This is a genomic window from Nostoc sp. (genome assembly GCF_041747015.1).
Classification (GTDB): Bacteria; Cyanobacteriota; Cyanobacteriia; order Cyanobacteriales; family Nostocaceae; genus Nostoc.
In genome coordinates this window covers 1-5,633 of the sequence record NZ_JBGTFY010000043.1, presented here as the reverse complement: position 1 = coordinate 5,633, position 5,633 = coordinate 1, and the positions used below count along the sequence as shown (strand labels likewise).

General features: G+C 41.9%; 6 protein-coding genes. 2 read left to right on the top strand and 4 right to left on the bottom strand.

From position 1 onward, the window contains the following. Nucleotides 1-386 precede the first annotated feature (386 nt). Nucleotides 387-1,994: a murein biosynthesis integral membrane protein MurJ gene (murJ, locus tag ACEW80_RS03465; RefSeq protein WP_373525252.1), complete on the top strand. Its 1,608-nt coding sequence runs from the start codon at nucleotides 387-389 to the stop codon at nucleotides 1,992-1,994. Between the two features lie 193 nt (nucleotides 1,995-2,187). Here the strand turns inward: murJ and ACEW80_RS03460 are convergent, their stop codons facing one another. The 3 genes from ACEW80_RS03460 to ACEW80_RS03450 all read right to left on the bottom strand — a co-directional run bounded on the left by ACEW80_RS03460 (nucleotide 2,188) and on the right by ACEW80_RS03450 (nucleotide 3,465). Further along, entirely contained in the window at nucleotides 2,188-2,307 is a 120-nt protein-coding gene (locus ACEW80_RS03460) for a PEP-CTERM sorting domain-containing protein (RefSeq protein ID WP_373525251.1), read from the bottom strand. Continuing rightward, nucleotides 2,297-2,431 carry a hypothetical protein gene (locus ACEW80_RS03455; protein WP_373525250.1) on the bottom strand — a complete coding sequence of 45 codons (135 nt, stop codon included), beginning with the start codon at nucleotides 2,429-2,431 and terminating at the stop codon, nucleotides 2,297-2,299. Before ACEW80_RS03455 ends, ACEW80_RS03460 begins: the two co-directional genes overlap by 11 nt. 383 nt (nucleotides 2,432-2,814) lie before the next feature. Beyond that, nucleotides 2,815-3,465 carry a hypothetical protein gene (locus tag ACEW80_RS03450; RefSeq protein ID WP_373525249.1) on the bottom strand — a complete coding sequence of 217 codons (651 nt, stop codon included), beginning with the start codon at nucleotides 3,463-3,465 and terminating at the stop codon, nucleotides 2,815-2,817. Nucleotides 3,466-4,076: 611 nt separating this feature from the next. Between ACEW80_RS03450 and ACEW80_RS03445 the strand changes: the two genes are divergently transcribed. Then, nucleotides 4,077-4,589, top strand: a complete 513-nt coding sequence (locus ACEW80_RS03445) for a hypothetical protein (protein ID WP_373525248.1) — start codon at nucleotides 4,077-4,079, stop codon at nucleotides 4,587-4,589. Between the two features lie 216 nt (nucleotides 4,590-4,805). On the opposite strand, the gene ACEW80_RS03440 is transcribed toward ACEW80_RS03445, so the two are convergent. Continuing rightward, nucleotides 4,806-5,633: sensor histidine kinase (locus tag ACEW80_RS03440; RefSeq protein ID WP_373525247.1), on the bottom strand; the 828-nt coding region annotated here is incomplete at its 5' end.

The following is a 5,633-nucleotide window of genomic DNA, read 5'->3' as shown; positions in this document are numbered from 1 at the left end:
GCTCCTGAAGGGGACTTGACGCCACGCTCACGTGAGCTAGATCAAATTCTTCGTTTAGCCGCCTAGACCACCAGTTGCAACTTTTTGATACTTAGCTCAGGAATTTAATTTCTGGGTCAATTTCTGCAAAAGTATAGTACTTCCAGCATTGCTCAACGGAATGTCACCCATAAGTAACGAATACGGCATTGAAAAGGAATTTAATTTTGAGCGTAGGCGTAGTCCGCCGTAGGCATCGCTCCGCACGACGCAAGCATTACACTTAAAATGATTGCCATTAGACTAAAATCTAATAACTAATTTATCAAAAATTGCCTGACAGACTGCGGGATTTCAGGTTAAATGTTTTAAAATATGCACTCAGCAAGAGTTGTCTGGTATTATTCGTGACACAACAAGACCAAAAACCCTCTCGTTCTTTCGCTGGAATTGCTGGCATTGTTGCCATAGCTACGTTAATTAGTAAAGTTGTTGGTTTAGTGCGGCAGTTAGCCATCGCTGCGGCTTTTGGGGTTGGTGCTGCTGCCACTGCCTATAGTTATGCCTATATTATTCCTGGCTTTCTATTGATATTACTAGGGGGTGTAAATGGGCCGTTACACAGTGCGGTTGTCAGCGTTTTAGCCAAGCGCAATCGAGAAGAAGCAGCTCCTTTAGTGGAAACGGTGACGACACTGGTGGCTGGATTGCTGTTACTGGTGACAGTTGCTCAGATTTTCTTGGCGGATGCAATCGTTGATTTAGTCGGTCATGGTTTGGATATTACAACCAGAGCGATCGCAATTCAACAGATCCGCATTATGGCACCGATGGCTTTATTTTCAGGTTTAATTGGTATTGGCTTCGGTACTCTCAATGCAGCCAATCAATATTGGTTACTCTCCATTAGCCCTTTATTATCTAGTGTTACCGTTATTGCAGGCATTGGCATTATGGTTTTGCAACTAGGCAAGGACATTATTAAGCCGGAATATGCTTTCATCGGTGGCATAGTATTAGCTTGGGGAACCTTAGCAGGGGCGATTCTCCAGTGGTTGGTACAACTAATTGTCCAGTGGCGGTTAGGACTGGGTACATTACGCCTGAGGTTTGATTTTAAATCCCCCAGCGTCCAAGAAGTGATTAGAATCATGACTCCGGCGACCATTTCCTCTGGTATGATGCCAATTAACTTTGCTACCGTCCTTTACTTTGCGAGTCCTATTCCTGGTGCTGCTGCTAGCTTTAACTATGCCAACTTGTTAGTGCAAACTCCCTTGGGGATTATTTCTAATATCATTTTGCTGCCCCTATTACCAATATTTGCCAAACTAGCCGAACCAGAAAATTGGCACGATCTTAAATTACGCATTCGCCAAGGACTCATGCTTAGTGCTGTTACTATGCTACCTCTAGGAGCATTGATGGTGGCGCTATCTGTACCCATTGTCCAGCTTGTGTATGAGCGTGGTGCTTTTAAGCAAGATGCTACCCAACTAGTATCATCCCTGCTAGTTTTTTACGGAATTGGAATGTTTGTCTATTTGGGGCGTGATGTCTTGGTACGGGTGTTTTATGCCTTGGGCGATGGACAAACACCTTTTCGGATTAGTACTTTTAACATCTTCCTCAATGCCTTACTCGATTGGATTTTAGTTAAGCCTTTTGGCGCTCCCGGTTTGGTGTTAGCAACAGTGGGTGTAAATTGCAGTTCAATGTTAATGCTATTGTGGTTGCTCGATCGCAAACTCAATGGTTTACCTTGGCGGGAGTGGAGTTTGCCGATTTTGGGTTTGACTGCTGGTAGTGTAGTAGCTGGGGTAGCAAGCTATGGGACATTGGTTGGTTTGCAGCAGTTGCTAGGTAAAACGGGTGTACTGATTTTGCTGTTGCAGTTGTGTGTATCTAGTTTCGTGGGGATTGCGGTGTTTGCTGCGATCGCTTCATGGATGAAAATACCAGAGGTGAATACTTTTATATTTCGTCTACGTCAGCGCTTTACCAAAAACCTATAAAAGGAGAGAGAAATAGAAGTGAGGTTTTCCAGATGCCGTGAAAAGTCAGCAGTAGGTTTGGTTGAGGAACATAGACCCAAAGGTGCTTCTTGCAGGGTAACCTAATATTTTGCGCGGTTTGTTGGGTAAGGCAAAGCTTCAACCCAACTTACCAATATTCAAAACCTACGCAGTTTTGGGAACAGCTTAGTATTTAAGTAGACATTTTTTTTCTTAACCGCCCTATAGTTGTGCCGCAACCAAGCACCGTAAGTAAACCCAGGATAGTAGTTGGTTCAGGAACTCTCTCTAGCCTAGCGTTGCTAATCTCCAAAGCCGATCAAGTTTAACCCAACAGCTAGGGCGGAGGTGGTAGTGATTGCTAAACCCCCCAAACTAGCAAGGCTGACAAGACCAACTTTGAAAGTTGAATGTTTGATGAATGTGGAAATGTTCATGAGATTTGTTGATGAAATGGGTTTGTATTTACAAAGGACTAATGACAAATGACTTTAAAACACAAAGTTATAAAACTGAGCTAGTGTATTTTCGGATACTCCAGCAACAGTTAATAACGCTGTTGGACGAGCGCGACCTGCTGTGCCATCTATGTCAATTAGAACAGTGGAACTGTCACAGAAGACACTATCAAGTCAATATTGTTCATAAATAATCTCCCAATTGTTTAATAGATGCTGCTTTTTCCAACACAAACACCAATATCCCCGTAGGTTGAGCTTAAAATATAGTAGGATTTTTTTACAGCTTCCCTGCTTTACAAAGTCCAACTTGTGGGGGTGTGGTGTTTGGTTTTATTGATCTATTTGTCCTCACACAGCGCTCAAAAAGTCGTTGCTGTGCCGATTAAAGATTCATTTGATACTATATTTAGCTGATATGGTGAGTTGAGAAACTTGGTGTTCACCAGTTCTTTGTAAGCCTCTATATCTGTCCGCCAGTTGCTAATTATTTCTGATAGAACAGCTAGGCGCTGACTTTGTTCTTCTTCAACAATTGCGTGATTAAAAGTAGCGGTGAACAGCACGATGGGCTGCACTGTTTGATCTGGCATCTGTAACCCTCCTTGATTGATATCCAAACTCATGTTTGCTCCTTCTAGGGTGTAACCAAACCGCATCGTAGCTTGCACTGGTGCTTTGCCAAACTCATGCCAAGGTCCAGGATTCAGCAGTGTGCCAAAGATATAGCTGCGTGCTGTATTGTTTTGCTCATTGAAGAAGACGTGTCCCCGAAAGTTAATGGACACCCCCTCATAGTCTACTTGCGCCAATGTCTTTAGATATTTGCAAGCTAGAGCCGGAATTTCTACGTCTCTGGCTTCTTTGATAGCAATCAACTCAGTGAAAATAATCCGATTGACTTGTGCAGTTATGCTGATGCTATTTTCAAAGATTACCTGAGCAGCAGAATCTGTGAGAATCGGGGGTTTAGCCAGTTCCCAGTCACTAGGGACGATGCCACTATATTTCATTTCAGAAAATCTGGAGTTAAGATTGTCGGATTGTGCTGTTTCGCTGCGATCGCAATGGCAATTTCCTGAATATTTAGACTTTGGCTCATTTGTTTTTTCTCTGTGCAAATTTAATTTTTAATCGAAGGAGAGCTAATTAAAAAATCAACTCAGTTTACGTTGCTAGTAAAGCTGCGTTGACCACAAATGCGGCTCTGAGCGACTTAAATACTTGGTTAAGTCCTCTATCTTTTGATATTATTATTTATGATATTCATATAGCATAATTATTTTATTAATTTCTCAACAATTGGTATATATTTACTGATTGTTTCAAAAAAGAGCATTTATGAAAATTATTCCGAGAAGGATAAAGTTTAAGTAAAGTGCAACTTCCTAAACTCCTGATTGCCGATTATATGTTTGTTCCATTGCAGTGGAACTCTAAGAGGATAGCTCAGGCAGCGATCGCACCCACTACTCGATTTAAAGAATTTTGAATATTTCAGTTGGTACACCCAAATGGATGAGGAATAATTCAGCCAGTAGGGTGAACCAGATGCATGAGGTTACATTTTGTAAGAAAAGAGATTCTAGTACTAGAGAATATTGATTTTACCTGACAGAATCCGATGAAACTTACAAAATTAGCTGCCTCTGCACTTGCTGTTGCTTCCATTATCCTCTCATCTGGCATTGCATCTGCTCAAACAGCAGGTACTAATGGCAACTACATCGGTGCTGGTGTTGCGGCTGGTGCAACCAATGGCGGAGAAGGAAACGATGAAGCGCAACTTGGTGGGAATATTCAAGGACGGTACGCCGTTCCCAAAACACCTCTTTCACTGCGGGGTTCTGTGTTGTATGGTGGTGATGCTGCTGCAATTATGCCCATAGTGACTTATGATGCGCCCATTGCCAGAAACACTAATCTTTACTTTGGTGGTGGTTATTCTTTTGTAACTGACGAAGGTCAAAGAACCCCATTGGGCAATCAGAATGCACCTGTAGTTACCCTTGGTATTGAGTCAGAAATTAGAAATAATGTCATTGCCTATGGCGATACTAAATGGGGCATTGATGCCTACAGAAACAGTAATGCTGATGCCGTTAGCTTCCAAGCAGGATTAGGCTATCGTTTCTAGTGATTGCGAGTCCGCCTCAGAATAAATTCTGAGTCTAATAGCTAAAGTCGTCTAAAGACAACTAAAAAAAGGTTATAGTCTAGTCCGTTAAAACGGACTTTAGCTATTAGCCTGAAACTTTAGTTTTGGGCGGTTTATGCCTAGAATGAAATAGCCCTGGGTTAAGGGGTAAAGGATGTATTCAAAAACTTTCCCCTTTAACCCAATACAATTCAGTTAAGCTTGCTGAACAGGAATCTGAATCACAAACTCCGTTCCTTCTCCAAGTGTCGAAAAAAATTCTAACTTACCGCCATGTTTTTCGGTGATGATTTGATAGCTGATAGCCATTCCCATTCCTGTTCCCTTACCGACAGGTTTTGTTGTAAAGAACGGATTGAAAATCTGTTTTTGAATCGATTCGGAAATCCCAGATCCATTGTCAGCGATCGCAATTTTCACCCACTGCGAATCAACGACAGAAGTACAAATTATGATGCGACTGGGATTACCTTGGATTTCCTGATAAGTCCTTTTGACATTGAATTCTTCGAGCGCATCGAGCGCATTTACTAGAATGTTCATAAATACCTGGTTAAGCTGTCCGGCGTAACATTCTACATTGGATAAATTGCCATAGTCTTTGATGACATGAATTTCTGGGCTTTTGTCAGTGGCTTTGAGGCGATGCTGCAAAATCATCAAAGTATTGTCGATACCTTCATGAATATTCACTGCTTTAAACTCACTTTCATCCAGACGAGAGAAGCTACGCAGTGATAGCACAATATCCCGGATACGCTCCGTCCCTATATTCATTGAGTTCAATACCATAATCGCGTCTTTTTCCAGAAACTCTAAATCTATGGTTTTGCGTTCAATTTGAATTTCAGTCGGTGGGTTGGGGAAGTAACGGTGATAAAGCTGGACTAGTCTCAGTAACTCATGGGTGTATTGGCTTATATAGCCAAGGTTTCCGTAAATAAAGCTAACGGGATTGTTGATTTCGTGAGCAATACCAGCTACCATTTGACCCAAAGCAGACATCTTTTCACTTTGAATCAT